Here is a 24,339-nt window from a genome sequence, read left to right as displayed (position 1 = left end):
TCGCGGTGGCCCGAGGGACACCGGGCGGGAAACGATAGCGGGACGTGGGCAGCCTGTCATCGTGCGCCGCGACGGTGCAGGTCAGGGCGTTGGCCCGGGTGAAGGACTGCTCCTCGCCCGCTGATTCACCCGGCGGCGAGGCCCTCGACCGAGCTGAAGCAGACCAGGGGCACGGGTTCTGCGACGTCGCGGAGCGCGGCCGCGAGCGCCGCCTCCGGGTCGTCGGTCTCGCGCAGGTGGGCGTGCAGGCGGGGCATGACGCGGGCGGCGAGCTCGTCGGAGAGCTTGGCGACCGAGGCGATGACGGCGCGGGCACCCAGGCGCAGCAGCACCGAGGTCAGGCCGAGGAGCTCGCCGCCGAGCACCTGGGTGGAACCGCCGACCTCGCAGGAAGACAGGATCACGACCGAGCCGGGCAGCGGCGTGCCGTCGAGCTCGTGGGCGAACAGCGGGCCGTCGGCGAGCTCGATGCTCGCGAAGAGCGGGTTGTCGGCGTCGTGCCGGCCGTGGGTGGCCAGGTGGACGACGTCATGGGTGGCCAGTGCGGTGCGGACCTGTTCGGTAACGGCGTCCTTGCCGGTCAGCACGGTCGCGCCGGGCCACTGCTCCCCCACCCCGCGCGCCTCGGCGGCGCCGTGGGCGACGCCGGGGCCGGAGGCGGCGAGCAGCCGGTGGTCGCCCGTGGGCCGGGCGTGCGCGCGGCCGCGCGCGACGTACGAGTTGACGGAGGTGCGCAGGCCGCCGCGGGACGGAAGGGCGGCCCACGGCACGCTGAGCAGGGGCTCACGGCCCACGACGTAGAGGTCGCCGTCGGCGCGCAGCGGGGCGAGCAGGACCGCGTCGAGCGCCTTGAGGTTGCGGGCCAGCGAGGACGACGCCGCGGCGCGCAAGGGGGCAGGGATCAGGTCGTTGGCGGCCATCGCGAAGTCGGCGTTCAGGCGGCGGACGTGCTCGACGACGTCGTCGGCGGAGCCGATGTCGACGGTGGTGACGCCGTCGACGTCGACGCGGACGCAGCGGAGCACGCCGTCCATCGCGACGAAGTTGGCGACGACGGTGACCTTACCGGTTTCGGCGAGGACACCACGCAGTTCGCGGGCAGTGACCGGGCGCTGCACCGCGCCGGCGTTGCCGGCGTGCCGCCAGGAGCGTTCGCGGACCTCGTCCTGGATACGGCTCGCGCGGCGGGTGAGGCGCTCGCGCTCCCTGGGGTCGCCGGGCCCGAGCTCACGCGCCCGCACGAGCAGGCCGCGCGCCTCGGTCAGGAGGGCCGCTGCCTCAGGGTCGTCGGGCGGGGTGACACGACCAGTGCCCGCGAACGTGGTGCGGCCACGCTCCAGGGCGTCGAACAGGGCGGCCGGCCTGCCGGTGCGGACCGCTGCCTCGACGTCGACACGGGTCAGGTCGACGCCGTGCGCCGCGGCGGCCGTGACGGACTCGACGGACCCGAGCCGGCTGCGGTGGTCGGCGAGCAGGCCCAGGCCCGAGCGGACGGCGCGAAGGCCCCGGGCGCGGTCGTCTGTGGCGAACGCGAGCTCGGCCTGAACCGTGTAGTGCTGGACGCGCATGGTCAGCGGGGCGCTCGCCATGCCGCGGGGCAGGCCCGCGAGCGCGTCCCGCGCCGCGTCGAGGTCGCCCGCGAGGACAGACCACCTTGCGGTGACAAGGCGCGCGGCGTGCCCGGGGTGGTAGCCGAGAGTGGGGCCGGCGGCGTCGCCGGCGTGGGCCACCGACATCGCCTCACGCGCCTGACGCCGGGCGACGGCGCGCGACGGGCTCTTGCCGGTGAGGAGGGACTCCGAAAGCACGGAGTCGAGCTCGAGCACCCGCGCCAGTGCTGCCATGGACCGTTGTCCGCCGCGCTCGAACCGTCGCCGGGCCTGGGCAGCCTGGGCACGGGCCTCGTCGAAGCGCAGGAGGCCCATCAGGGCCCGGGCACGGAACCACTCGGCCTCCGCGTGCTCCAGGCGGAGGGCTGCCTGGGACAGACGGACAGTCGCGGTGGCGAGTAGCTGCTCGGCCTCGGCGAGCAGGCCGCTCTCGAAGAGCACCTCGGCCCGGCCGAGCTCCGGGATGCCGTCGTCCTGGTCCGGGGCGGCATCCACAGCACGCTCCATCGACTCCAGGGCAGCCGGCAGGTTCCCGAGGGTGTACCTGGCATACCCGATGTTGTGCAGCGCGAACGCGATGTACTGGGCATGTCCCAGCGCCGCCGCGTGCTCGTGCGCCGCCTCGTAGTCACTCAGCGCCCCGGTGAAGTCGCCGAGCTCGCTGAAGACGGCGCCTCGGTTCAGGAACGTCGTGGCGAGGTCACGGTGGCCGGAGAGACCTGGACCGCGTAGCGCCTGCGTGAAGTTCCACAGGGCCTTCTTCGGCTGCCCGGACCGCGAGTGGAGGACACCTCGCTGGACGAACACCAGACTCGCCATCGAGGGGTCTGGAACGGCTCGTTCGATCGCCGCAGCCCGGTCGCAGAGCGCGAGTGCCTCACCCAGCGATCCGGCCAGGGCATGGACCGGGTTGGACAGTCCTAGAAGGCTCCGCACCATGAGCTCTGCCCACTCGGCTCGGTCCGCCGGGTCGAGCTCATCGAGGTCGAAGCCCTCCAGGTCCGCCAGGAGCACACGGAAGTCCGCCTCAGCCACCGACCACTTCGCACGCGCGTGCAGGTCGCGGGCGACCTCAAGTCGCTCGAACAAACGCGCCCACGGTTCGCGGCGAGTGGTCGCCTCCATGGTCACCCCGTCATCGTCAGTGCGGGATCGGCAGTCCCGTCGCCTGGTGTGCAGCCTCCCATGCCGCGGCAACCCGGTCCGCCTGGCTCTCCGCGACACGCCCGTCCAGCAGGTGCTGGGCCAGCTCCCCCGCCAGCACCGGCGACGAGAACGAGGTCCCGCTCCAGGTCGCGAACCCGCCGGTGAAGTCGTCCGGATCGACCGACTCGCGGCCACCGGCAGACACCTCCTGCGGCTCCAGGGCACCGTCGGCGGTTACGGGCATGGTGCTGTGCACGTTGGTGCCGGGACGCACGCTGGTCACCCACGGGCCGTCGTTGGCGAAGTCGGCGAGCGTGCCGTTCGGGTTGGCGGCGGTCACGACCAGGAGCGGCGTGTAGTCCGCGCGCAGGTCGCCGGCGTCCAAGGGCTCGGCACGCCCGTCGACCCGGCGCACGTGCGGCGCCCAGGCCGCGGGGAACACCGGCTGCTCGCCGCCGTCGTTGCCCGCGGACGCAACGACAAGGATCCCGGCCCGCCGCAGGTCACGCAGGGAACCGCGCAGCACACCCTCGTAGTCGTCCTCGAGCAGCTCCGGCTGGAAGCCGAGCGCCAGCACGACGACGTCGACCGGTGCGTGGCCCGGGACGCCCGCGACCCCGCGCAGGTGGTACTCCAGGAGCCGCTCCAGGGAGCGGACCAGGTCCCACTCCCGGACCTCGCCGTCGGTGTACATGACACGGACCGGCAGGATGGCGGCGTCAGGACAGACCTGGTGCACCAGGCCCGCGATAAAGGTGCCGTGGCCCACGTAGGGCGCCAGCTCGGTGGCCGGCTCGTGCCCCGTCACCGGTTCTACCTCGGTGAAGGTGCCGATCGGGCTGCCGTCGATCTGCGCGTCCCGGATCACGACGTGCGAGCCGTCGAACCAGGGGTGGGCGCCGATCCCGGTGTCCACCAGGGCGACGACCGGCCGCTGCACACCATCAGCGGTCAGCCACGGCACCGCTCCCGCCCCGAACGCGCGCCGCGGCACGGGACCGACGTGCAGGGACGGCTCCCGGTCGCCCGGGATGCCCACGCCTGGCTTGTTGCGGTGCCCCTGCAGCACATGGTCCAGCCCGACGCGCTTGCGGTCGTCCGCGCCGGCCGACGACGCGACGTCGTCCAGCAGGTCCCACACGTCCGCGTCCTCCGTGCCGCCGGTCGCCACATGCACCGCCACGCCCGTGCGCGGCACCTCCGACCGCATCGGGGCCGGCGTGAGCTCCTCCGTCTCCAGCGACAGACCGCGGTCGGCCGCGCGCTCTCGGAGCAGGTCCAGCAGGCCGTCGTCCTCCCCCGGCGTACTCCGCACGATCAGCCGGTCTGCTACGTATCGGGTCGGCGCCAGCCGCACGTCGCGCCGGCAGCGCGCCTCGGCCGGATCCAGCTCCCGGACGGGTCGCCAGCCTCCGGCGTGGTCGCGGACGCGCAGTTCCTCGGGCATGGGCTCAGTCACAGCGATACCTCTCCATCGACAACGATTGCTCGACAGACCCCGCCGCGCCCCTCGGCCGGATCACACACAGTGGGTAGTTCGGTGGTTCAGCGGTTCACAGCTCGATGATCGGAGTGCTCACGGCACCGCCGCCGCCGTCGGTGCGGCGGACGACCAGGCTCGCGCGCCCGCGCTCCACCGAGTCGAAGGAGAACCGGCCGTCCTCGTCGGAGGCGGTCGTGACGACGTCGACCCCGGGGCGGTGCAGCTCCACGTCCAGGCCGGCCGCGGGGGCGGCCCAGCCGTCGATCCGGACCCTGCCGCCCGCGGAGGGCGACAGCGTGATCATCACGGTCAGCGAGTCGTGCGTGAAGGTGATGGTCTTCGCCTCGGCGGGCGCGGCGTCGTCTGCCCGGGCCGCAGCGGCGGCCCCCCGGACGCCCGCGAGCGGCGCGTCGAGGTAGACGGCCTCCATCAGCTCGGCCTCGAGACCCGCCAGCGTGATCGCGAACAGCGACCGCTCGACGAGCCCCTCCGGCACCGGGTCCACGGCCCCGACCGCGCGGGCGAGCCGGGTCAGCACGGCGCCGTCCCCGGCGTCCAGCACGCCCTTCGGGTCGAACGAGAGGTGCCCCACGGCCTCGTCGTCCTGGTTGGGTTCCGGCGTCAGGTCCACGAGAAGTCCCCTTGCTCATCGAGGATGGTGCGCAGCTTCGCCAAGCAGCGGCCGCGAGTCGAACCGATGGAACCCATCGGCATTCCGATCGCCGCCGAGATGTACCGGTAGTCCGGCCGGTCGGCGAGCGAGACCAGACGCAGCAGCTCCTGGCAGCGTCCGGGCAGTTTCTGCAGCGACGTCCAGAGGATGCGGTCGCGCTCGTCGCGCAGCACCTCGGCGTCGGGTGGTGGATCGTTGGCGGGGAGAGCCATCGGATGCTCGGGACTGTCGTCCGGCAGCTCGGTGCGGCGCCTCTCGTCGTCACGGTGCTTGCGCACCGCCTCCCAGGCAGCGCGCTTCGCGGTCACCAGCAACCACTTCAGCACGGCCTTCGGCTCGGCGATCGACTCGGCATGACGCACCAGCGCGACCCAGGTGCTCTGCACGACGTCGTCCGCGGCATCGCGGTCGACCCCTTGCGCACGGACCGTGTGCCACAGCAGCGGCGTCGCCTCGCGCACCAGGTCGCCGAGCGCCTGGTGGTTCCCGGCGCGGTACTCGGTCAGGGCGATCGCCGCGCGATCACCGAGCGTGAGACCGGACCCGTCGACGTCGGGCAGGGCCTCCCTTGATCCTGTCATTGCACCACGGGATTCTCTGCTGGCGGATGTTTCCACGTCGCGTGCCGGACGTGGAGCGCTTGGACCAACCGAGTCTACGGCCGAGCACACGGATCCGGGGAGGGAGAAAACAGTGCCCATCAGGCACTCCCCTCTCCTCGGCTCACGTCGGCTTCCTGCCGCCCATCAGACAAGAGGCGGGACCGCCCGGTTCGATACATGATCCTGATGAAGATTCAAAAAGGCCCGCATCCCTTGCGGGATGCGGGCCTCTCTGTGCTTTCGGGGGCTCGGATCAGGCCGAGAGCTCCTCGAGAAGCTTGGTGGTCTTGCTCTGGTCCAGCGGGATGCCGGGGCCCATCGTGGTGGTCATGGTCGCCTTGCTGATGTAGCGACCCTTCGACGACGACGGCTTGAGGCGCAGGACCTCGTCGAGCGCGGCGACGTAGTTCTCCAGCAGCTGGGCCTCGGAGAACGAGGCCTTGCCGATGATGAAGTGCAGGTTCGCGTGCTTGTCGACGCGGAACTCGATCTTGCCGCCCTTGATGTCGGTGACAGCCTTGGTCACGTCCATCGTCACGGTGCCGGTCTTCGGGTTCGGCATGAGGCCGCGGGGGCCGAGCACCTTACCGAGGCGACCGACCTTGCCCATGAGGTCCGGCGTGGCGACAGCCGCGTCGAAGTCGGTGTAGCCGGCGGCCACCTTCTCGATCAGCTCGTCGCCACCGACCTCGTCGGCACCGGCCGCACGGGCCTCCTCCGCCTTGGCGGCGTTGGCGAACACGATGACCTTGGCGGTCTTACCCGTGCCGTTGGGCAGGTTGACCGTGCCACGGACCATCTGGTCCGCCTTGCGCGGGTCCACGCTCAGCCGGAACGCGACCTCGACGGTGGCGTCGTACTTGACCGTGGCGGTGTCCTTGGCCAGGCGGATGGCCTCGAGCGGCGAGTACAGGTTCTCGCTGTCGATCTTCTCCGCGGCGGCGAGGTACGCCTTGCTGCGCTTTGCCATGTTTCTCTCCTTGTGGTCGTAGCGGGCCGACCGGCCCTGCCACTGTGGTGCTTCGGTCCCGGAACTGGTGCCCCGGGGAGGGATCACTCGACTGTGCGAGCTGCCCCGAGCGACTTCGTCACTCGGAGACGGTGATGCCCATGGAGCGGGCGGTGCCCGCGATGATCAGCGACGCGGCGTCGAGGTCGTTCGCGTTCAGGTCAGGAAGCTTGGTCGTCGCGATCTCGCGGACCTGGTCCTTGGTGATCGAGGCGACCTTGACCGTGTGCGGCGTCGCGGAGCCCTTGGCCACACCCGCGGCCTTCTTGATCAGCTCGGCGGCCGGCGGGGTCTTGGTGATGAAGGTGAACGAGCGGTCCTCGTACACGGTGATCTCGACCGGGATGACGTTGCCACGCTGCGACTCGGTCGCCGCGTTGTACGCCTTGCAGAACTCCATGATGTTCACGCCGTGCTGACCCAGCGCGGGGCCGATCGGCGGGGCCGGCGTCGCGGCGCCGGCCTGGATCTGCAGCTTGATGAGGCCGGAGACCTTCTTCTTCGGGGGCATGCGTTCACTACCTTCTGTTGGATGGGCCTACGCCGTGGGCGATGACCCGGTTGCAAGTGCCGGGGTACGGACGAATCAGATCTTGGCGACCTGGTTGAACCCCAGCTCGACCGGGGTCTCCCGGCCGAAGATGGAGACGAGGACCTTGAGCTTCTGGGCCTCGACGTTGATCTCGGAGATCGAGGCGGGCAGCGTGTCGAACGGACCGTCCGTGACGGTCACCGACTCGCCGACCTCGAAGTCCACGTGGACCGGAGCCTTGCCGGAGCTGGTCACCGTGCCGCCACCAGGTGCCTGCTGGCCGACCTGCTGACCGGCCTGGGGCAGCATCGACGGCGCGAGCATCGAGTAGATCTCGTCGAAGCTCAGCGGCACCGGCTGGTGGGTGTGCCCGACGAAGCCCGTGACGCCCGGCGTGTGCCGCACGGCGCCCCACGACTCGTCGGTCAGGTCCATGCGCACGAGGACGTAACCCGGGATGCGCACCCGGCTCACGATCTTCTTCTGCGCGTTCTTGATCTCGGCGACCTCTTCCATCGGAACCTCGACCTGGAAGATGTAGTCCTCCATGTTCAGGCTCTGGATGCGGTTCTCGAGGTTGGTCTTCACGCGCTTCTCGTAGCCCGCGTACGAGTGGATGACGTACCAGTCGCCGAGCTGGCCGCGGAGGGTTCGCTTGAACTCCTCGACCTCGTCCACGATGACGTCGCCGTCGGCGTCAGCGGGGCGCTCGTCGGTGGCGTCGTCCTCGACCTCGTCCTCGACGGTCTCGGCCGGGGTCTCGGCGTCCGCAGGCACGTCAGCGTTCTCGGCGTCCAGGGGCGCGTCGACGGCCGTCTCGTCGCCGTCGACCGGCGAGACGTTCTCCGTCTGGTCCAGAGAGTCCTGGGACACGAACGAACCTGCTTTCTCTTCGTGCGCCGGGGCTACGCCCGGCACGGGTGTGCGTACTTCTACGAGCTGTGTCCGGCCATTGTCGCGCGAAAGTACCGCGAAGGGACAATCAGCGACGGGCGAGAACGATCACAGCGAAGTACTGCGCAGCGTGCCGCATGAGTTGGTCCGGCGCACCCGGACCGGCGTGATGCCCGTCCGACGGGCCCGCCGACGACCGCCTCAGCCGTCGTCTCCGAGAGGGACGATCAGCCGAAGACCCAGCCGGCCAGCATGCCGAAGGCGTAGTCCAGGGCCACCACGAAGATCATGACGACGACCAGGAAGACGAGCACGACGGTCGTGTACGTGATGAGCTCGGAGCGCGTCGGCGAGACGACCTTCTTGAGCTCGGCCACCACCTGGCGCACGAAGAGCGCGATCCGGGCGAAGATGTTGCCGCCGCCCTTGCTCGGACGCTCCGCGGCGCTCTGGATCACCTCGGTGTCGCTCACTGCTACCCCACTCCTGTGGCCCGGCGCGCCGGGCGGCGCGGACTGCCGTTCCAGGTCCACTCACGTGGGCCCGCTGCGCGCGGCCCCGCTGGGGTTCACGCTGGCAGGGTAGACAGGACTCGAACCTGCAACCTGCGGTTTTGGAGACCGCTGCGCTACCAATTGCGCCACTACCCTATGTGTTCGTTACCCGGTCCTGACCACCGCGAGCCCTGGAGGGGCACGCCGCATCAGGTGAGCTTCGATCACCGAGGCACAACTGTACGGTACCCGGCGCCGTAGGTCGAACTCGTTCCCCAGGGCCCCTCGCAGGTCACCGGGTGACGGCTGTCCACCGGACGACGGACACGAGATGCAGCCGAACGGGCGTCCCACGGAAGGGGCCCCGCGGAGCATGCTCGAGACATGGAGACCACTGGATCGTCGGCCGTGCGGGTACGCGGCCTCCGCAAGCGGTACGGCAGCGCCCGTACCGGGTTCAAGGACGCCGTCGCCGGCCTGGACCTCGACGTCGCCCACGGTGAGATCGTGGCGGTGCTGGGCCCGAACGGGGCCGGCAAGACCACAACCGTCGAGATCCTCGAGGGGTTCCGCGACCGGGACGACGGCGACGTCGCCGTGCTCGGCGAGGACCCCCGGCACGCGGGCCGTGCCTGGCGCGCCCGGATCGGCGTGGTCATGCAGGACTCCCGGGACCTGAGCGAGCTGACGGTCCTGGAGAAGGTGCGCTCCACCGCAGCCGCGTACCCCGGCTCGCGCGACCCCGGCGAGGTCATCGCCGCCGTCGGGCTCGCGGAGAAGGCCAGGGCGCGCACGCGCGGGCTGTCCGGCGGGCAGCGGCGCAGGCTCGACGTGGCCCTCGGGATCGTGGGCCGGCCCGAGCTGCTCTTCCTGGACGAGCCCACGACCGGGTTCGACCCGGAGGCCCGGCGCTCCTTCTGGGACCTTGTGACCGGTCTGCGCGACGACGGGACCACGATCCTGCTGACGACCCACTACCTCGACGAGGCCGCGCAGCTCGCGGACCGCGTGGTCGTCGTGCGCGACGGTGTGGTGGTGGCCGAGGGCACGCCCGAGACGCTCGGCGGGCCCGGGGCACGCACCCCGGTCGTGGCGTGGGACGACGAGGGCGTGCGCCGCACCGAGCGGACCGACCGCCCCACGGCGGCCGTCGCGCGCCTGATCGCGGCGGCCGGACCGGACGGCGAGGTGCCCGGTCTGTCCGTGACCCGTCCGACGCTCGAGGACGTGTATCTGTCATTGATCGGCGAGAGCACCATCGACACCGAGGAGGCGGCGTGATGAGCACCGCTGCTGCGACGAGCACGACGGCCCGGACCGCTGCGAGCACCGCCCGGCGGCTGCCCGGCACTATCCGGCTGGGACTGGTACGGGGCGGCGTGGAGCTGGTGCAGTTCCTCCGCGAGCGTGACTCGATGGTCTTCGGGTTCGCCTACCCGATCATCATGCTCGCGATCTTCTCCACGGTCTTCGGCGACGACGACCCGATCGTCTCCGAGGGAGTCACCGTGGGCTTCGCGCAGTACTTCCTGCCCGGCATGGTGGCGACAGGCGTCATGCTCTCGACCTACCAGACGCTCGCGATGTCGATCGCCGTCGAGCGCGACGACGGCACGCTCAAGCGGCTGCGTGCCACGCCGCTGCCCGCGACGTCGTACTTCCTGGGCAAGGTGTTCCTGTCGCTGGTGACGGTGCTCGCACAGACCGCACTGCTGCTCGCGGTCGCGGCACTCGCCTTCGACGTGCCCCTGCCCGAGGACGCGGCGCACTGGATCACCTTTGCGTGGGTGTTCGTGCTGGGGACGGCGGCGGGCGCCGTGTGCGGCGTCGCGTACTCGTCGGTGCCGCGCTCCGGCCGGTCCGCGAGCGCCGTGGTGGTCACGCCGCTCCTGGTGCTGCAGTTCACGTCGGGCGTGTTCTTCCCGGTGACGCAGCTGCCGGGCTGGATGCTCGACCTGTCGTCGATCTTCCCGCTGAAGTGGATCGCGCAGGGCATGCGGTCGGTGTTCCTGCCGGAGGCGTTCGCGGCGGCGGAGCCGGCCGGTTCCTGGCAGCACGGTGCGACTGCTGCTGTACTGGCGGCATGGCTGGTGGTGGCGCTCGTGGTCGGCACCCGGACGTTCCGGTGGCGACGACACGATGACGGCTGACGAGGGGCGCGGCGAAGCGCGCGCCGACGACGCGGCGGGCGTCGGGCACTCCGCGGATCTCCTGTACGCCGGGTGGGAGCAGCAGGTGCGGTGGTGGGACGCGGCGTTCGGCGTGATCGTCGCGCTCACCGCGGCCGCCCTGGTGCTGGAGGGCACGCGCGGCACGCACCTCGTGGTGGCCTGTGCGGCGTTGGCGGCGCTCGTGGGCGCGTACCTGCTGTGGGGTGCCCGGGCGGCGCGGACCCGCCAGCGGGGTCCGGCCCTGGCCTACCTGGTGGTGCTGGTGCTGGCCACCGGGGTCGCCGTCTCGCAGGCCGGTGTGGCGACGTTCCTGATGTTCATCGCGTTCGCGCAGGTGTGGATGCTGCTGGAGTCGATCAAGCAGGGGGTGGTGGGCTGTGCGGCGCTCACCGTGTCGGTGACGATCGGTATCGTCGCGGCCTACGACTTCGCGCCGGACGTGGTGCTCGACGTGGTGCCGCAGATGTTGGTGACGCTCCTGTTCGCGATCGGGCTGGGGCTCTGGTTCCACCTCGCGATGCGGCGTGCCGAGGAGCATGCGCGCCTTCTCGACGAGCTGCGTGCCGCTCAGGCGGAGCTGGCCCGGACCAACCACGAGGCGGGTGTCGTGGCCGAGCGCGAGCGCCTCGCTCGCGAGATCCACGACACGCTGGCCCAGGGCTTCACGAGCGTCGTCATGCAGGCTCAGGCAGCGACGGCGGCCCTGGACCACGGGGACGACGGCGGCGTGCGGGAACGGCTGCACGTGGTCGAGGAGACGGCGCGCGAGAACCTGGCCGAGGCCCGGGCACTCGTCGCGGCCTTCGCGCCCGTGGCGTTGCAGGACGCGTCGCTCCCGCAGGCGCTGGGGCGGCTCACGGAGCGGTACGCCCTGGAGACGAACGAGGTGGTGAGCTTCGAGGCCAGCGGAGTCGGGCCGTTGCCGCCCGCGACCGAGGTGGTGCTGCTGCGGGCGGCCCAGGAGGCCCTGTCGAACGTCCGCCGGCACGCGCAGGCGATGATCGTCGGTGTGCGGCTTGCCCAGGCCGAGGGCGCCGTGACGCTCACCGTGGCCGACGACGGGCGGGGCTTCGGCCCCGACGTCGCGGATGGGTTCGGGCTGGCCGGGATGCGCGACCGGGTGCGGTCGGTGGGTGGCACGCTGTCGGTCGAGTCCACGCCCGGCAGCGGGACGACGCTGCGGGCACGGGTCCCGGTCGACGCGACCGTGCTCGGCTCGGACACGGGCGCCGGCGCAGGCGTGGTCCCGGGTGCGGGAACGGCACCGGTCGGCGGAGACGCCGTCCGGGCGCAGGACGGGACACAGGGGGTGGCGCGATGATCCGGGTACTGGTGGTGGACGACCATCCGGTGGTGCGGTCGGGACTGGCGGGCATGCTCGCGGTCGAGGATGATCTCGAGGTCGTGGGCGAGGCTGCCGACGGGCGGCAGGCCGTGGCCCTGGCCGGGGAGCTCGCGCCCGACGTGGTGCTCATGGACCTGCGGATGCCCGTGCTCGACGGCGTCGCGGCGACCGCGGGGATCGTGGGCACCGGAGCTCGGGTCGTGGTGCTGACCACGTACGACACCGACGCCGACATCCTGCGCGCCGTCGAGGCCGGGGCGACCGGGTACCTGCTCAAGGACACGCCGCGCGCCGTGCTCGTCGCCGGCATCCGCGCGGCTGCCCGCGGTGAGACGGTGCTGGCGCCGAGCGTGGCGACGCGCCTGGTCAGCTCGGTCCGCACCGCAGCGGAGCGGCCCTCCGCACGGGAGACCGAGGTCCTGGCTCTCGTGGCGCGCGGCAGGTCGAACGCCGAGGTCGGGCGGGAGCTGTCGATCACCGAGGCCACGGTCAAGACGCACCTCATCCGGGCGTTCGCCAAGCTGGGCGTCGCCGACCGTACCGCCGCCGTCACGGTGGCCCGGGAGCGTGGCTGGATCGCCTGACCCGTCGGGACGGACGACGGCGTCTTTCCAGGACGACGCGCAAGGGTGGCCGATAGGTTGCCCGCATGAACAACTCGGGCGAAATCGACATCACAGCACGCGTCGAGGCGGCGGTCGCATCGGCGATCTACGACATGGTGCTGCCGATCGACACCATGGGCGTGACCTTCCACGACGGCGCGCTGGACGACGTCAGCGAGGCCTACCGCGCGGACCCGGACGCGACCCTCGCCGCCGCGGACGCGCGGTTCGCGGCGCACATTGCGACGGTCGCGGAGGCGGCGTCCGACAAGGAGGCCGAGGGCCCCATGCTCCGGGCGCGCGCCGCCATGGCCCTGAAGGAGCGCCTCAGGGAGCTGTGACGCACAAACGGCGCCCCGGCCGCAAGACCGGGGCGCCGTCCGTGCCGCCAGGCAGCTCCTGCCCTAGCGGCTGCCCGCAGGCTGCGTGGTACCGCCGTCCGCCTGGCCGCCCGTCGGGTTGCCCGACGGCTCGGCCGGCCCCGTGGGCTCGTCCGTCGGCTCGTTGGTCGGCTCGTCGGTGGGCTCGTCCGTCGGCTCGTCCGTCGGCTCGTCGGTGGGCTCGTCCGTCGGCTCGTCCGTCGGCGTGGGCGTCGGCGTCGGGGTAGGAGTCGGCGTCGGCGTGGGAGTCGGCGTCGGCGACGGAGTCGGCTTCGCGGAAGGAGTGAACTCCGGCGGCGGGGCTACCTCTTCCGTCTCGCTCGGGGTCGGCGACGGCTCGGGCGACCGCGACGGCTCCTGGCTCGACTGGCTGGGGGTCGGGTTCACCTCCGGCGGCGCCTGGTTGTCGAGCATGTTCGCGATCACCAGGCCGGCCCCGCCGAACACGAGCAGCGCGAACACGATGATCGTGATCACGCGGCCGCGGCCGGTGGTCATCTTCTGCCAGAAGGACCGCTCCTCCTCCGGCGGCGCGACCGGCGGCGGCACGGACGCGGCGGCCGGGTCGGCGGCAAGCGCAGCACCGGCGCCGGCGGCCCCCACCGCGGCGACCATGGTCGTGCGGTCCTCCGGGTCGGTCGCCTGGCCCAGCACCATCGTGCCGGACCCGGGTGCTCCGGTCACCGGGTCGATCACCTCGGTGCCGCCCGCGCCCACGCCGAGCTGCATGGTCTCGCCGCTCGTGCCCATCCGGCCCGCGGGGCCGCCGAGCAGGATCGTGACCGTCTCGCGCATCGAGTCGGCGGTCGGGAACCGGCGGTTCGGGTCCTTGGCCATGGCCCGGGACACGAGGCGGTCCACCGACGCCGGGACGGCCGCGCGCCGCGCGGACGCCGCGGGCACGGGGGCGTTGACGTGCGCCCGCAGGACGTCCTCGGCCTGCGCCCGCTCGAACGGGGCGTGCCCGGTCAGCGTGTAGTACGCGAGCGCGCCGACGGCGTAGATGTCGCTCCGGGCGTCGAGCGGCTTGCCGCGTGCCTGCTCGGGCGACATGCCGATGACCGATCCGGCCACCGTGTCGCCCTCGCCGTCACCACCGGCGGGCCGGGTGAGCCCGAGGTCCAGCAGGCCGACGGCGAACGTGCCGTCAGGCAGCTTGTCGACCATCACGTTGCGCGGGGCGATGTCGCGGTGCACCAGGCCCGCCGCGTGCACCGCGGCGAGGCCCTCCAGCAGGCCGTCGATGATCATCAGCGCGTCCCGCCAGGGCAGGCCGCTGTCCCCGGCGTAGTCGGAGAGGGAGACGCCCGGCATGCGATTCATGACCGTCCACGGCACGCTCGCGCCCGCGACGTCCTCCTCGCCGGAGTCCAGGACCTTCACGACGCCCGGGTGCGTCACGAGCGCCGACGCCTCGACCTCACGCTGCAGGGAGGCCCGCGCGTTCTGGTCGTCCACCAGGTGCGGGTGCAGCACCTTGACCACGAGCGGCTGGTCGAGATCGGCCTCGGGTTCCGCGGGCTCGGTGATCTCCGCGGTCGCGTCGGGATCGACCTCGGTCTCGGACCCGGACTCGGGGGCCGACTCGCCGTCGACGGCGGACGCGGCGTCCGAGCCGGACTCGCCGTCCTTGCTGTCAGAACCGTCGCCTGAGCCGGCCTCGTCCGCCGTGGCCTCGCCGGTCTTCGGCTCGTCGCCGCCGGCATCCGTGCCGGCGGCCTCGCCGTCGTCCGCCTGGGACGCGTCGTCCGCCTCGGACGCCGCGTCCTCGTCGGCAGGCTCGGGTTCCGGGACCGCAACGCGCTGCGCGTCGTAGACGGTGAACGTCGCGCCCGTGCCGAGGACGTCGACCAGCTCGTACCTGCCCCCGAGGACGACGTGCACCGGGAGGTCAGCTGCGTCGGCCTCGCCCGTGTTGTTCTCAGTCACTGGTTCACCGGGGTCCATCGTTGCGGAGCAAGCAAATCAGTCATTTCGGCTATCTGCGGCATGTTCTTCTCAGGATACGTAGCGGAGAGCGCGCACACCAAAGATGGTCGGCGCGATGTGTGTGAGTAGTGCGGAGTATCACGATCGCGGCTGCCAGCAGCACGCTGCTTTGCCAGACTACGCAGATGCGCGACCTCGCACTTCTTCCCAAGGCGCACCTCCACCTGCACTTCACCGGATCCATGCGGGTGCCGACCCTCGTCGACATGGCTGCCGCGTACAACGTCCGGTTGCCCGATGCGCTCATCGACAACGACCCCTTGCGTCTGCCCGCCACGGAGCGCGGCTGGTTCCGTTTCCAGCGCCTCTACGACGCCGCACGCGCCTGCGTGCGGTCGGAGGGCGACATGCGCCGCCTCGTCCACGAGGCAGCGGCCGACGACGCCGCGGAGGGCTCGGGCCGCCTGGAGATCCAGGTCGACCCCACCTCCTACGCACCGTTCGTCGGCGGCATCACGCCCGCCGTCGAGATCGTGATCGACGCCGCGCGGACCGCGAGCGCAGCGCACGGGATCGAGGTGGGCGTGATCATCGCGGCATCGCGCATGAAGCATCCGCTCGACGCGCGCACGCTGGCGCGGCTCGCCGCCCGGTACGCGGGCGACGGCGTCGGCGAGGTCGTGGGCTTCGGGCTGTCGAACGACGAGCGTCGCGGGGAGACGTCGCAGTTCGGCCCCGCGTTCGACATCGCCCGCCGGGCCGGCCTGGCAGCCGTGCCGCACGGCGGGGAGCTGCTCGGGCCGGACCACATCAGCGAGGTCATGCGCGAGCTGGTGCCGGACAGGATCGGGCACGGTGTGCGGTCCGCCGAGGACCCGCGGGTGCTCGCGGAGATCGTGGACCGCGGCGTCGCGCTGGAGGTGAACCCGGGCTCGAACATCGGGCTGGGGGTGTACGGGGAGGCGAGCGAGGTGCCGCTGCGTACCCTGGTGGACGCGGGCGCCGTCGTGGCGCTCGGCGCGGACGACCCGCTCCTGTTCGGGTCGCGGCTCGTGGACCAGTACCAGATCGCGCGCGACGCGCACGGGTTCACGGACGCGGAGCTCGCGGGGTTGGCGGCGTCGTCGATCCGGGCCAGCCGGGCGTCGTCGTCGACCAAGGCGCGACTGCTGGCCGAGGTGGACGCCTGGTTGCTGGCCCCGGACCCTGCCGCCGCGCCGGTTCGGCTCCCCGCAGGCGGAACGGTCACGATTGGGTGACGATCGACTGTCCCAACGATCCTGATCCGCCGCGCGTCGGTTAGAGATACAGGACACTCGCGAGGGGACGACGTCGTCTCGCGGGTGTTGTGCCGCGCCACCCCCAGCAGGCGCGGTCGAGGAGGAGTCACGATGCGGGTTGTGCACAACAGGTCCAGCCACGGGGTGGTCAGCCGCGCCGTGGGCAAGAGGGTCGTGGGCACGTTGGGCGCGGTGGCGCTTGCGGCGACCCTGCTGTCCGGCTGCGGCGACGACCAGGAGCCCCCGGCGGAGGCCGACCGGACGACGAGCTCGCCGAGCGAGTCCGCGCCCCAGGAGAGCTCGCCGAGCCCGGAGCCGACGGCGAGTGAGCCGTCCGAGGAGACCGAGCCGAGCGCCACACCGTCGGAGAGCGAGGGCGCGGACGAGGGGTCCGGCCAGGGCGACGAGGACGCCGACGGGTCGGGTGACGACGCGAACGACGACGCCGGCTCCGACGAGGGCAAGGACGACGGGAAGCCGGACGACAAGGGCAACGGCAAGGGCGGCAAGGACGAGCCGGAGAAGCCCGACTACATCGAGTACGGCGAGAGCAGCGCCCGCGTGGGCAAGCTCCAGCAGCGGCTGCAGGACCTCGGGTACTTCGTGACCTCCGTGGACAAGGCGTACGGCGGCGAGACGCAGCAGGCGGTGTTCGCGCTGCAGAAGGCCGGCGGCCTGTACCGCGACGGGGTGGTCGGTGACGCCACGCAGGCCGCGGCCGACAAGGGCGTGGTGCCGAAGGCGCAGACGTCGTCGGGCAAGGTGCTGGAGATCGACATCGACCGGCAGCTCGTGCTCGCCGTCGAGAACGGCAAGGTCGTCAAGGTCATCAACGCGTCGTCCGGCAACGGGGAGACCTACCAGGCCAAGGGCAACACCTACACGGCGTACACGCCGCGCGGGTCGTTCGCGGTGTACCGCGAGGTGAACCGGATGTACGCGTCGGGCCTGGAGCTCGGCGACATGTGGCGGCCCAAGTTCTTCACGGGTGGCATCGCGGTCCACGGGTCGGCGTCCGTGCCGGCGTTCCCGGCGTCGCACGGCTGCGTGCGGGTGTCGAACAGCGCGATGGACTGGATCTGGGACACCTGGGGCGCCCCGTCGGGCACGCCCGTCGTCGTCTACTGACCATGTCAGACGCTCAGGTCACCCGGGTGGCCTGAGCGTCTGACACGTCGTGCGGGCTAGAGGGAGACGCCGATCAGCACGGTCTCCGGCACGAGGGTCACGCCGAACCGGTCGCGGACGCCGTCGCGCACCGCACGGGCCAGCGCGATGACGTCCTCGGTGCGCGCACCCCCGCGGTTGGTCATCGCGAGCGTGTGCTTGGTCGAGAGCCGCGCGGGGCTGTGCTCCCCCGCCAGGCCGAAGCCCTTGGCGAAGCCCGCGTGCTCGATGAGCCAGGCGGCGCTGGTCTTGACGAGCGTCGGGTCGATGGCGCCGAGGCTCGGGCCCGTGGTCGTCTCCGGCGTCGCGGAGCGGACCGGGTAGCGCGGGGCGTCCTCGGGCAGGTGCTCCAGGTGCTCCACGGGGATCACGGGGTTGGTGAAGAACGACCCCGAGTTCCAGCGGTCGTGGTCCGGCTCCCCGTCGAAGCCCGGGCTGTCGAGCAGCATGCCCTTGCCGCCGCGCAGGCCCAGCACGGTCTCGCGGACGTCCTTCATCGGGGCGCGCTGCCCCACCTCGACGCCGAGGCGGCGAGCCAGCTCGCCATAGCCCACCGGCGCGGACAGCGTGCCGAGCCGGAACTGGAACTGGACACTCAGCACCACGTAGCGCGGCGACGGGTACCAGGGGGCACGCGGGTCACCCTCGCCCTTGATGCCCTCGCGGCCCTCGCCGTGCATGGAGCGCTTGAGCAGCGACGTGCGGTACCCGAAGCCCAGCTCGCCGACGGAGAAGGTGCGTACCCGGCGCTCCCCGCGGTCCCAGGTGCGGACCAGGGAGACCACGCCCGACAGCTCCTGGCCGTACGCGCCGATGTTCTGCACGGGGGCGGCACCGACCGTCCCCGGGATGCCCGACAGCGACTCGATACCGACCCAGCCCTCGTCGACGGCGCGCGCGACCAGCTCGTCCCAGTTCTGGCCGGCGGGTGCGGTCACCACGGCACCGCCGCAGGAGTCGTCCGACTCGACGGTGATCCCGGTGCGGACGTCACGGACGACCACCCCACCGAAGCCCTCGTCGGCCACCAGCAGGTTGGAGCCGCCGCCCACGACCAGCAGCGGCACGCCGGCGTCGTCGGCGGCGGTCACCGCCTCGATCATCGCGGCCTCTTCCTCCGCCTCGACGTACGAGGCTGCCGGCCCACCAACGCGCAGGGTGGTGAGGTCGGCGAGGCTGGGAACCACCGCTTGTGCCTGGACGGTGTCTGCCGGGTATGGGCTCACCGTGCAAGCCTATCTACCCGACGCGTTGGATTTGTGCACATCTTCGACATGGCGTGGGTGATGTCTGCCAATTCTGGAACCTTTTGGTGTCCGCAGACGTGTTCACTGCTCGGTTTCCGCGGCCTGGCCGGGGCAGACCCGCTGCCGCGATCCCCGCTACCTCTTCACACCTGCCGCCGTCGGCAGGGGCCGGACGGAGCGGGCCACCACGAGCCCGAGCGCCATCGGGACGAGCAGCACGAGCACCGCGAGGCGGTAGCCCGTGGAGTGCGCCACGAAGCCGATCAGCGGCGGGCCCACGAAGAACGCGGTGTACGCGATGGTCGAGACCGCGGCCACCCGCATCGCGGCGCGGCGCGGCTCGTCGGACGCCGCGCTCATGCCCATCGGGAAGCCCATCGCGGCGCCCAGGCCCCACAGGCCGACCCCGACCAGCGCGAGCCACAGGACGGGGACCAGGGCGAACGTCAGCACGCCCACGAACGCGAGCGCCGCCGAGATCACCAGCACCGGCACCCGGCCGTACCGGTCGATGGCGCGGGTCCCCGCGAGACGAGCAGTGGTCATCGCGGTGAGGAAGACGGCGAGGCCCACGGCGCCCATGCCGTCGGAGGTGCCGAACCCGTCCACGACGGCGAGGCTCACCCAGTCGTTGGCGACGCCCTCCGTCAGGGCGGCGCTCAGCACCACGAGGCCGATCGCGAGGGTACGCGGCTCGCGCCAGGCGGCGAGCAGGCCGGCCACGCCCGACGGCGGCGGGGTCACCTCGGCCGGGTCGGCGCCTGCCGCGCCGGCCGCGCCCACGGCGTCGTCCGGCACGGCGGCCGCAAGTGCGCGTGGCGTGAAGAACCGGGTGGCGACCACGACGGACAGGAAGGCGACCACGCCCGCCGCGACGATGTGCCAGAGGACCGGAACACCGGCAGTGGCCACCAGGGCGCCGATGCCGGCGCCGAGCACGGTGCCGAACGAGAACCCGGCGTGGAAGATCGGCATGACCGCACGGCCGAGGCGCTGCTCCACGGCGGCGCCCTCGAGGTTCATCGCTGCGTCCCAGACGCCCGCGCCCACCCCGAAGAGGATCAGGCCGCCGCGGACGGCGAGGTGCTCGTCCGCCGCGACGCCGTACCCGGCCACGGCGAGCCCGGCCACGAGCAGTCCGGAGAACGACAGCACGGTGCGCGCGGTGCCGATCCGCTCCGCCACCAGGCCCGAGAGCGGGATCGCGGCGACGGATCCGATGGAGCCCGTCAGGAGCAGGATGCCCATCTCCTGCTCGGAGAACCCGAGGCCGTCCCGGACGGCGGGGAGCCGCGATGCCCAGCTCGCGAAGGCGAACCCGCTGGCGGCGAAGACGACGAAGACCGCGCGGGCGGCGGCGTGTGCAGTAGGCACGGAACTCCTTGGTGCGATTGAATCTCCCGACCGTAAGCCACAATCTGGGATCAGCCCAGCAGATACCCGGGTCCTGCACCACCGGTGCCCGATGCGAGAGAAGGAACCGCGATGAACCGCCAGACCGTTGGCCGACCGACCCTCGCGAAGGTCGCCGAGCTGGCAGGTGTCTCCGTGTCCACCGCCTCGCTCGCGTTCTCCGGTGCGGGACCCATCACGCCCGAGACCCGGGAGAAGGTGCTGGCCGCCGCCCGTGAGCTCGAGTACTCGGGGCCCAACCCCCTGGGCCGCCAGCTCCGGTCGGGCCGCTCCGGGATCGTGGGCGTGGTGATCGGCGACCAGCTGGGCCGCTCGTTCCGGGACCCGGTGTCCACACAGGTGCTGCACGGCCTGGTCTCCGCGATCGGTGAGCAGGGCCTGGGCGTGCTGCTCGTGCCCGGCATGCCGCAGGGCGCCACCGCGCAGTCGGTCGGGCTCGCGGCCGAGGCGGGGCTGCCCGCCGCCGTCGACCCGCTGGTCGAGGCCGCCGCGATGGACGTGGCCGTGCTCGTGTGGGGCATCCTGGAGGGCGACCCGAACCTGGCGGCGCTGCAGCGCCGGGGCGTACCGGTCGTGATCGGCGAGGGGCACGAGGTGCCCGGGGTGCCCGTGGTCGGCGTCGACGACCGCCGTGGCGCGGCAGAGGCCGTACGGCACCTCGTCGAGCTGGGCCACACCCGGATCGCCGAGATCGCGCTTCCGTTCGGACGCGACGAGCGGTCCGGCCTGGTCGACGCCGAGCGGCTCGCCGCAGCCGAGCGCACCCCCACCCGCAACCGCCTGGCCGGTGTGCGGGACGTGATCGAGCCCGTCATGTCGTGGGAGACGCCCGCCTCGCTCGTGGAGCACGGGCGCGACGCCGCCACCGAGATCCTGTCCGAGTGGGCGCCCGCGCGGGACCGCCCGACGGCGATCATCGCGCACTCCGACCTGCTTGCCGCCGGCGCCGTGATCGCGGCGCGGGAGCTCGGGCTGCGGGTGCCCGAGGACGTGTCGGTGGCCGGGTTCGACGGTCTCGACCTGCCCTGGCTCTCCCCCGACGTGCTCACCAGCGTGCACCAGCCGCTGGTCGAGAAGGGCCGGGCGCTCGGGCTCGCGGTCATCGCGCTGCTGGCCGGCGAGCAGCCGGAGTCGGTGATGCTGCCGGTCAGCCTGGTCGAGGGCACGACGACCGGCCCCGTGCCCGACCTGGGCTGACCACGTGTCGGTCCCACGGGTCACCCGAGGGACCTGTGCGTCTGACACGTGAGAGGCGCTAGGGTGGCGCCGACCACACGGGAGCCCGGAGGCACGGGCTGAGAGGACGCTGACGCCGCGTCGACCGTCGAACCTGCTCCGGGTCATGCCGGCGAAGGAAGTGAGCCTCGGTGACCGCTGCCCAGCAACCCACCCACGCGCCCGTACCGTCCAGCCCCGCCGGAGCGCCCGGGACCGGCGGACCGGCGCACCCCGCCGCCGCCCGCCGCGCCGTCCGCGGTGGCATCGGCGGCAACTACGTGGACCAGTTCGACATCTTCCTGCCGGTCGTCGCGCTCGCCCCGGCCTCGGCGGACCTGTTCGGGTCCGACGCCCTGGCGGCCAACGCCGGCCTCGTCTTCGTCGCCACCCTGCTCGGCCGCCCGCTCGGGGCCGCGCTCTTCGGCCCGCTCGCGGACCGCATCGGCCGTACCTCCACCACCCGCGTGGCCCTGGCCGGCGTCGCGCTGACCACGCTCCTCATCGCGCTGGTGCCCGGTCACGAGGTGCTCGGCGCGGGGACCCTGGGGATCATCGTCGCGCTGCGCTTTCTCGGCGGCATCTTCATCGGCGGCGAGTACACGTCGGCGATCCCGCTGGCCATGGAGTGGTCGGCGCCCCACCGCAGAGGCCTGCTCAGCGGGACGGCGATGAGCATGTCGCCGCTGGCCAACGCCACCATCTCGGCGCTCGTGCTGCTCATGCTGAGCGTGCTCGACCCGGCGTCGTACAGCGCGTGGGGCTGGCGCCTGCCGTTCGTGACGGGTGCCGCGCTGGCCGGGGCGATGCTCTGGTACTACCGCCGTGGCGGGGTGGCCGACTCCGCCGTGTGGACCGGTGCGGCCAAGCGTCCGCGACCGCTGCAGGATGTGCTGTTCGGCGCCCACCGTCGGGCCCTCGGCCAGGTGCTGCTCATGATGACCGGGCTGTGGCTGCTGACCAACATGTCCGTACCGACGCTCGCCACAGCGCTGCAGGGCGCCGGGGAGCTCGACGCACGGGCCGTCTCGTTCACGATGATGTGCGGCACCGCTGCTTCGGCCGGGACCATGCTGGCGCTCGGCCACGTGTCGACGTCGGCGGGCCGGCGCGCGACGCTCGTCGGGGCAGGCGTGCTGGCCGCGACCGCCGCGCCTCTGGCCTTCCTCGGGGTGTTCACGACCACGGCCGTGCCCGGCACGGTGCTGCTCGTGGTCGCGCTCCAGGTGCTGGCCGTGAGCGGGTACGGCCCGGTCGGCGCCTACCTCGCCGAGCGGTTCCCGACGGCGGTACGGTCCAGCGGCTACGGCGTCGGCTACAGCCTGTCGATCGTGCTCCCCGCGCTCTACCCCTACTACCTGCCCCCGCTGCAGGCCGTGCTCGGCGAGGAGACGGCGGTCGCCGCGCTGCTCTGCCTGGGCGGCGCGCTGCTCGCGACGGGCGCGGCCCTCGGCCCGCGCACGGACGCACACGCCCCGCTTCCCTGAGCACCCGTTCCGCGCGGCGCTCTTTCGGGTGACGCCTAATGTGCTGCTGGCCCGACCCCGCCTCTGGTAGAGAAGGTGCACGGCCCGCTCACCGAGAGGGGCCCGGAGACAGGGAGACAGGCGTGTCGACACGGGGAAGACTGCGCAAGACGGCATTGGCACTGGTGACGACAGGAGCGCTCGTGACGCAGGCAGGGATCGCGGCGGGCGCCGTCCCGGCGACGGACGCGGCCGAACAGGGCACGGCGGCGTCGGACAACCAGATCACGCTGACCACGTGGGACGGTGTGCGGGACTTCCGCGCGGGCGAGAGCTCCAACCTGCGGCCGGGTGCGCACGGCGGCCTGGTGCTGCGCGGCGGCGGGGAGATCGTCGAGTACACCGACCCGTTCGGTGACGGCACGCCCGTCAGCTACGAGACCGGCCGGTGGACCTCGCCGGTGGTCGAGACCGGGTACGCCATCGACGAGTCCGTGAGCTCGTGGAACGCGAGGACGCCCACGGGGACCTGGGTCGAGATCGAGTTCCGCGGCCGCAAGGCCGACGGGACCTGGACCAAGTGGTTCGTCATGGGCCGCTGGGCCTCGGACGACGAGTTCGCTCCCGCCGACGGCGGCGTCGGCGACATCCACCGCACCTCCGTGAACGGCCAGACCGACGACGACGCGTACCTGTTCACGGACACGTTCGTCGCGAAGTCCGGCAACGAGCCGGAGGCGTTCCAGACCCGGGCCACGCTGTACCGGCCCGAGGGCACGCGGGTCTCCCCGCGGCTCGACTCCGTGAGCACGATGACCAACGAGTACCTCCCCGACTCGCACTACACGGGCACGAGCGACTTCACGCTCGGGCGCGAGGTGTCGCTCGACGTGCCGCAGTACAGCCAGAACATCCACCGCGGCGAGTACCCCGAGTTCGGCGGCGGCGGCCAGGTGTGGTGCTCGCCGACGTCGTCGACGATGGTGATCTACTCCTACGGGCGCGAGGTGCCGGCCGAGGAGCTGGAGGGCATCGAGGCCCCGAACGGCGACCCGCAGGTCGACTACGCCGCGATGAACACCTGGGACTACACGTACGAGGGCGCCGGCAACTGGCCGTTCAACGCCGCCTACGCCAGCACGTTCGGCCTGGAGTCGTTCGTGACCCGGCTGCGTTCCCTCGCGGAGGCAGAGAAGTTCGTCGCGGCCGGCATCCCGCTGGTCTTCTCGATCAACTTCGAGGCCGAGGAGATGCCGGAGGCCGGGTACGAGACGGACGGGCACCTCGTGGTGCTGCGCGGGTTCACCGCCGAGGGCGACCCGATCCTGAACGATCCGCACGGCGCCACCAACGACGCCGTCCGCGTCGTGTACACCCGGGAGAACTTCGAGCGGGTCTGGCAGACCTCGACCGACGGCCTCACGTACGTCTACCACCCGAAGGACGTGAAGCTGCCGCGCAACCTGCCGGGGGTCACCCCGAACTGGTGAGCCCGGTCGCCCTGGCCGTCCGGCCGGGGCGCAGGCAGAACGTACGCACGCGGGGTGTGTTGGGGGGGGGGGGGGGGGGGGGCGGGGGGCCCCCCCCCCCCCCCCCCCGGCGGGCCCCCCCCCCCCCCGCGGTTCCCCGCCCCCCCCCCGGGCGCGGGGGGGGGGGGGCACGCGCCCCTCGACCGGGT

21 protein-coding genes and 1 tRNA gene are annotated in these 24,339 nt (G+C 72.3%); 10 read left to right on the top strand and 12 right to left on the bottom strand.

Features of this window, described 5'->3' with window-relative positions; genetic code table 11:
• Positions 1-125: 125 nt before the first annotated feature.
• From ACH47X_RS13930 to ACH47X_RS13890, 9 genes are all read right to left on the bottom strand, one after another.
• Entirely contained in the window at positions 126-2,735 is a 2,610-nt protein-coding gene (locus tag ACH47X_RS13930; RefSeq protein ID WP_397405186.1) for a CHAT domain-containing protein, read from the bottom strand.
• Positions 2,736-2,751: 16 nt separating this feature from the next.
• Positions 2,752-4,215, bottom strand: a complete 1,464-nt coding sequence (locus tag ACH47X_RS13925; protein ID WP_397405184.1) for a S8 family peptidase — start codon at positions 4,213-4,215, stop codon at positions 2,752-2,754.
• A 94-nt stretch (positions 4,216-4,309) separates the two neighbouring features.
• A complete protein-coding gene (locus ACH47X_RS13920) occupies positions 4,310-4,870 on the bottom strand; it encodes a hypothetical protein (RefSeq protein ID WP_397405182.1) in 561 nt (186 codons plus the stop codon).
• Entirely contained in the window at positions 4,861-5,493 is a 633-nt protein-coding gene (locus ACH47X_RS13915) for an RNA polymerase sigma factor (protein WP_397405180.1), read from the bottom strand. Before ACH47X_RS13915 ends, ACH47X_RS13920 begins: the two co-directional genes overlap by 10 nt.
• Positions 5,494-5,767: 274 nt before the next feature.
• The gene (rplA, locus tag ACH47X_RS13910) at positions 5,768-6,484 is read right to left on the bottom strand and encodes a 50S ribosomal protein L1 (RefSeq protein WP_020016099.1); all 717 of its coding nucleotides are present in this window, start codon (positions 6,482-6,484) and stop codon (positions 5,768-5,770) included.
• A gap of 118 nt (positions 6,485-6,602) precedes the next feature.
• The gene (rplK, locus tag ACH47X_RS13905) at positions 6,603-7,034 is read right to left on the bottom strand and encodes a 50S ribosomal protein L11 (protein ID WP_020016098.1); all 432 of its coding nucleotides are present in this window, start codon (positions 7,032-7,034) and stop codon (positions 6,603-6,605) included.
• Positions 7,035-7,109: 75 nt separating this feature from the next.
• The gene (gene nusG, locus ACH47X_RS13900; protein WP_397405178.1) at positions 7,110-7,928 is read right to left on the bottom strand and encodes a transcription termination/antitermination protein NusG; all 819 of its coding nucleotides are present in this window, start codon (positions 7,926-7,928) and stop codon (positions 7,110-7,112) included.
• A gap of 248 nt (positions 7,929-8,176) precedes the next feature.
• Positions 8,177-8,422 (bottom strand): preprotein translocase subunit SecE, encoded by a 246-nt coding sequence (secE, locus tag ACH47X_RS13895; protein ID WP_020016096.1) that lies wholly within the window; start codon positions 8,420-8,422, stop codon positions 8,177-8,179.
• A gap of 101 nt (positions 8,423-8,523) precedes the next feature.
• Positions 8,524-8,599: transfer RNA gene (locus tag ACH47X_RS13890), tRNA-Trp, on the bottom strand.
• Positions 8,600-8,827: 228 nt separating this feature from the next.
• Here ACH47X_RS13890 and ACH47X_RS13885 point away from each other — a divergent pair.
• The 5 genes from ACH47X_RS13885 (at position 8,828) to ACH47X_RS13865 (ending at position 12,905) form a co-directional block, all read left to right on the top strand.
• Complete coding sequence (locus tag ACH47X_RS13885; RefSeq protein ID WP_397405175.1) at positions 8,828-9,724, top strand: ABC transporter ATP-binding protein; 897 nt, start codon at positions 8,828-8,830, stop codon at positions 9,722-9,724.
• A complete protein-coding gene (locus ACH47X_RS13880) occupies positions 9,724-10,593 on the top strand; it encodes an ABC transporter permease (RefSeq protein WP_397405173.1) in 870 nt (289 codons plus the stop codon). Before ACH47X_RS13885 ends, ACH47X_RS13880 begins: the two co-directional genes overlap by 1 nt.
• Entirely contained in the window at positions 10,583-11,935 is a 1,353-nt protein-coding gene (locus ACH47X_RS13875; protein ID WP_397405171.1) for a sensor histidine kinase, read from the top strand. The genes ACH47X_RS13880 and ACH47X_RS13875 overlap by 11 nt, the downstream gene beginning before the upstream one ends.
• Positions 11,932-12,543, top strand: coding sequence for a response regulator (locus ACH47X_RS13870; RefSeq protein ID WP_397405169.1), 612 nt, complete (start codon positions 11,932-11,934; stop codon positions 12,541-12,543). The genes ACH47X_RS13875 and ACH47X_RS13870 overlap by 4 nt, the downstream gene beginning before the upstream one ends.
• Positions 12,544-12,608: 65 nt before the next feature.
• On the top strand, positions 12,609-12,905 hold the full coding sequence (locus ACH47X_RS13865) for a hypothetical protein (RefSeq protein ID WP_397405167.1): 297 nt from the start codon (positions 12,609-12,611) through the stop codon (positions 12,903-12,905).
• A 63-nt stretch (positions 12,906-12,968) separates the two neighbouring features.
• Here the strand turns inward: ACH47X_RS13865 and ACH47X_RS13860 are convergent, their stop codons facing one another.
• Entirely contained in the window at positions 12,969-14,873 is a 1,905-nt protein-coding gene (locus tag ACH47X_RS13860) for a serine/threonine-protein kinase (RefSeq protein ID WP_397405165.1), read from the bottom strand.
• Positions 14,874-15,058: 185 nt separating this feature from the next.
• Here ACH47X_RS13860 and ACH47X_RS13855 point away from each other — a divergent pair, with 185 nt between their 5' ends.
• Positions 15,059-16,132 (top strand): adenosine deaminase, encoded by a 1,074-nt coding sequence (locus ACH47X_RS13855; RefSeq protein ID WP_397405163.1) that lies wholly within the window; start codon positions 15,059-15,061, stop codon positions 16,130-16,132.
• A gap of 132 nt (positions 16,133-16,264) precedes the next feature.
• Positions 16,265-17,281 (top strand): L,D-transpeptidase family protein, encoded by a 1,017-nt coding sequence (locus ACH47X_RS13850; protein WP_397405161.1) that lies wholly within the window; start codon positions 16,265-16,267, stop codon positions 17,279-17,281.
• Between the two features lie 56 nt (positions 17,282-17,337).
• On the opposite strand, the gene ACH47X_RS13845 is transcribed toward ACH47X_RS13850, so the two are convergent.
• Both ACH47X_RS13845 and ACH47X_RS13840 read right to left on the bottom strand, forming a co-directional pair.
• Entirely contained in the window at positions 17,338-18,546 is a 1,209-nt protein-coding gene (locus tag ACH47X_RS13845; RefSeq protein WP_397405159.1) for a UDP-N-acetylmuramate dehydrogenase, read from the bottom strand.
• A gap of 156 nt (positions 18,547-18,702) precedes the next feature.
• On the bottom strand, positions 18,703-19,941 hold the full coding sequence (locus ACH47X_RS13840; protein WP_397405157.1) for an MFS transporter: 1,239 nt from the start codon (positions 19,939-19,941) through the stop codon (positions 18,703-18,705).
• Between the two features lie 111 nt (positions 19,942-20,052).
• On the opposite strand from ACH47X_RS13840, the gene ACH47X_RS13835 reads away from it, so the two are divergent.
• The 3 genes from ACH47X_RS13835 to ACH47X_RS13825 all read left to right on the top strand — a co-directional run bounded on the left by ACH47X_RS13835 (position 20,053) and on the right by ACH47X_RS13825 (position 24,151).
• Positions 20,053-21,177: a LacI family DNA-binding transcriptional regulator gene (locus tag ACH47X_RS13835; RefSeq protein ID WP_020016085.1), complete on the top strand. Its 1,125-nt coding sequence runs from the start codon at positions 20,053-20,055 to the stop codon at positions 21,175-21,177.
• Between the two features lie 170 nt (positions 21,178-21,347).
• Positions 21,348-22,682 (top strand): MFS transporter, encoded by a 1,335-nt coding sequence (locus ACH47X_RS13830; protein ID WP_397405154.1) that lies wholly within the window; start codon positions 21,348-21,350, stop codon positions 22,680-22,682.
• Positions 22,683-22,864: 182 nt separating this feature from the next.
• The gene (locus tag ACH47X_RS13825) at positions 22,865-24,151 is read left to right on the top strand and encodes a C39 family peptidase (protein ID WP_397405153.1); all 1,287 of its coding nucleotides are present in this window, start codon (positions 22,865-22,867) and stop codon (positions 24,149-24,151) included.
• Positions 24,152-24,339 lie beyond the last annotated feature (188 nt).

The organism is Promicromonospora kroppenstedtii (assembly GCF_044389675.1).
Classification (GTDB): Bacteria; Actinomycetota; Actinomycetes; order Actinomycetales; family Cellulomonadaceae; genus Promicromonospora; species Promicromonospora kroppenstedtii.
Note: the sequence above shows the minus strand (reverse complement) of the source record. Positions and strands in the feature narration are given on the sequence as shown.